Genomic DNA, 2,288 nt, shown 5'->3' with positions numbered 1-2,288 from the left:
GCGTGGTCGAGGTCGGCGAGCAGGTCGTCGACGGACTCGATGCCGACCGAGAGCCGCACCAGGTCGGCGGGCACCTCCAGCATCGAGCCACTCACCGAGGCGTGGGTCATCCGGCCGGGGTGCTCGATCAACGATTCCACTCCCCCGAGCGACTCGCCCAGGATGAAGACCTCGGTCCGCTCGCAGATCCGCAGCGCCGCCGGCTCGCCGCCGCGGACCCGGAACGACACCATCCCGCCGTAGCCGCGCATCTGCTTCCGGGCGATCTCGTGGCCTGGGTTGTCGGGCAGCCCGGGATAGTGCACGGCGGTGACCGACGGGTGGGCGGTCAGCATCGCGACGATCCGCTCGGCGTTGGCGCAGTGCCGGTCCATCCGCACGGCCAGGGTCTTCGCCCCGCGCAGCACCAGCCAGGCGTCGAAGGGGCCGGCGACCGCACCGAGCGCGTTCTGGTGGAAAGCCAGCCGCTCGCCGAGTTCGGCGTCGTCGACGACCAACGCGCCACCGATGACGTCGGAGTGACCGCCGAGGTACTTCGTCGTGGAGTGCACCACGATGTCGGCGCCGAGGGCCAACGGCTGCTGCAGGTACGGCGAGGCGAACGTGTTGTCCACCACCAGCGACGCCTCCGCCTCGTGGGCGAGCACGGCGAGCGCGGCGATGTCGGAGACGCTGAGCAGCGGGTTGGTCGGCGTCTCGCACCACACCAGCCGGGTGGTCGGCCGGATCGCCGCACGCACCGCGTCGACGTCGCCGAGCGGCACGGGAGTGAAGTCGACGCCCCAGCGGGCCAGCACGCTCGCGAACAGCCGGAAGGTGCCGCCGTAGGCGTCGTTCGGGATCAGGACATGGTCCCCAGGGCGGCAGAGCGCCCGGAGCAGGCAGTCCTCGGCCGCCAACCCGGAGGCGAAAGCCAGCCCGCGACGACCGCCTTCGAGGGCTGCCAGACACTCCTCGAGAGCGGTCCGGGTGGGGTTGGCCGACCGGCTGTACTCATATCCGCCGCGCAGACCGCCCACGCCGTCCTGTTTGTAGGTCGACGTCGCATGGATCGGCACGCTGACCGCGCCGGTTGCGGGGTCGGGATCCTGCCCGGCGTGGATGGCGAGAGTTTCGAAGCCACTCATCCCGGCAGGCTATCGGGCGGTGACCGAGCGACGGCCGCCCGCCGCCACGCGGGTAACATTCCGCTGCGTCATCGTCCTCGGACAGGGAGCGCTTCGGATGCCCACCGCTACAGACCGCCGCCGGTACGCGATCGTGGGCACCGGTGGCCGGGCCGAGATGTACACCAAGGCGCTGGCCGCCGACTTCCCCGACACGGCGGAACTGGTCGCCCTTTGCGACGTCAACCAGACGCGGATGGACGTCCACCTCGGCGTACTGCGCGACGCGGGCCTCCCGCCGGTGCCGACGTACTCGGCCAAGGACTTCGACCGGATGCTCGTCGAGCAGCGGGTCAACGGGCTCGTCGTCACCACCGTCGACCGGTTCCACGACGACTACATCGTCGCCGGGATGCGCGCCGGCTGCGACGTGGTCACCGAGAAGCCGATGACGATCGACGCCGCCCGGTGCCGACGGATCCTGGCCGCTCAGGCCGAGACCGGCCGACGGCTGACCGTGACGTTCAACTACCGCTACAGCCCGGTGGCCACGAAGGTGCGCGAGGTGCTCGCCTCCGGTGCGATCGGCGAGATCGGGTCGGTCCACTTCGAGTGGACGCTCGACACCGTGCACGGGGCCGACTACTTCCGGCGGTGGCACCGGGACAAGGCCAACTCCGGCGGCCTCATGGTGCACAAGGCCACCCACCACTTCGACCTGGTCAACTGGTGGATCGACTCCGCGCCGGAGCGGGTCTTCGGGCTCGGCAAGCTCTTCTTCTACGGCGATGAGAACGGCCGGCGGCGCGGCCTGGCGCGCGACTACGTGCGCGCGCACGGCAACCCCCAGGCCGCCGACGACCCGTTCGCGATCCGGCTCGAGGACAACCCGAAGCTGCAGGCCCTCTACCTCGACGCCGAGCACGAGGACGGGTACTTCCGCGACCAGAACGTCTTCGGCGCGGGCATCACCGCCGAGGACGACATGGCGGTGACCGTCCGATACCGCAGCGGCGCGACGATGAGCTACCACCTCACGGCGTACTCGCCGTGGGAGGGCTACCGGGTCATGTTCAACGGCAGCCTCGGCCGGCTCGAGCTCGAGGTGACCGAGCGCGCCTTCGCGCAGTCCGAGGCGGCCCCGGCGCCGCCGGAGGCGGGTGCGGTGCTGCACGGCGCCGG

General features: G+C 71.0%; 2 protein-coding genes. One reads left to right on the top strand and one right to left on the bottom strand.

What is annotated here, in order from left to right; all coding sequences use genetic code 11:
- Positions 1-1,127 (bottom strand): cystathionine gamma-synthase (locus VGH85_17400; GenBank protein ID HEY2175587.1); only part of this gene is annotated, 1,127 nt, incomplete at its 3' end.
- A gap of 97 nt (positions 1,128-1,224) precedes the next feature.
- On the opposite strand from VGH85_17400, the gene VGH85_17395 reads away from it, so the two are divergent.
- A partial coding sequence (locus VGH85_17395; GenBank protein ID HEY2175586.1) for a Gfo/Idh/MocA family oxidoreductase occupies positions 1,225-2,288 on the top strand: 1,064 nt, incomplete at its 3' end.

The sequence above is a fragment of the Mycobacteriales bacterium genome (assembly GCA_036497565.1).
Taxonomy (GTDB): Bacteria; Actinomycetota; Actinomycetes; order Mycobacteriales; family QHCD01; genus DASXJE01.
The sequence above is the reverse complement of the archived record's forward strand: the minus strand, read 5'-3'. Positions and strand labels throughout refer to the sequence as shown.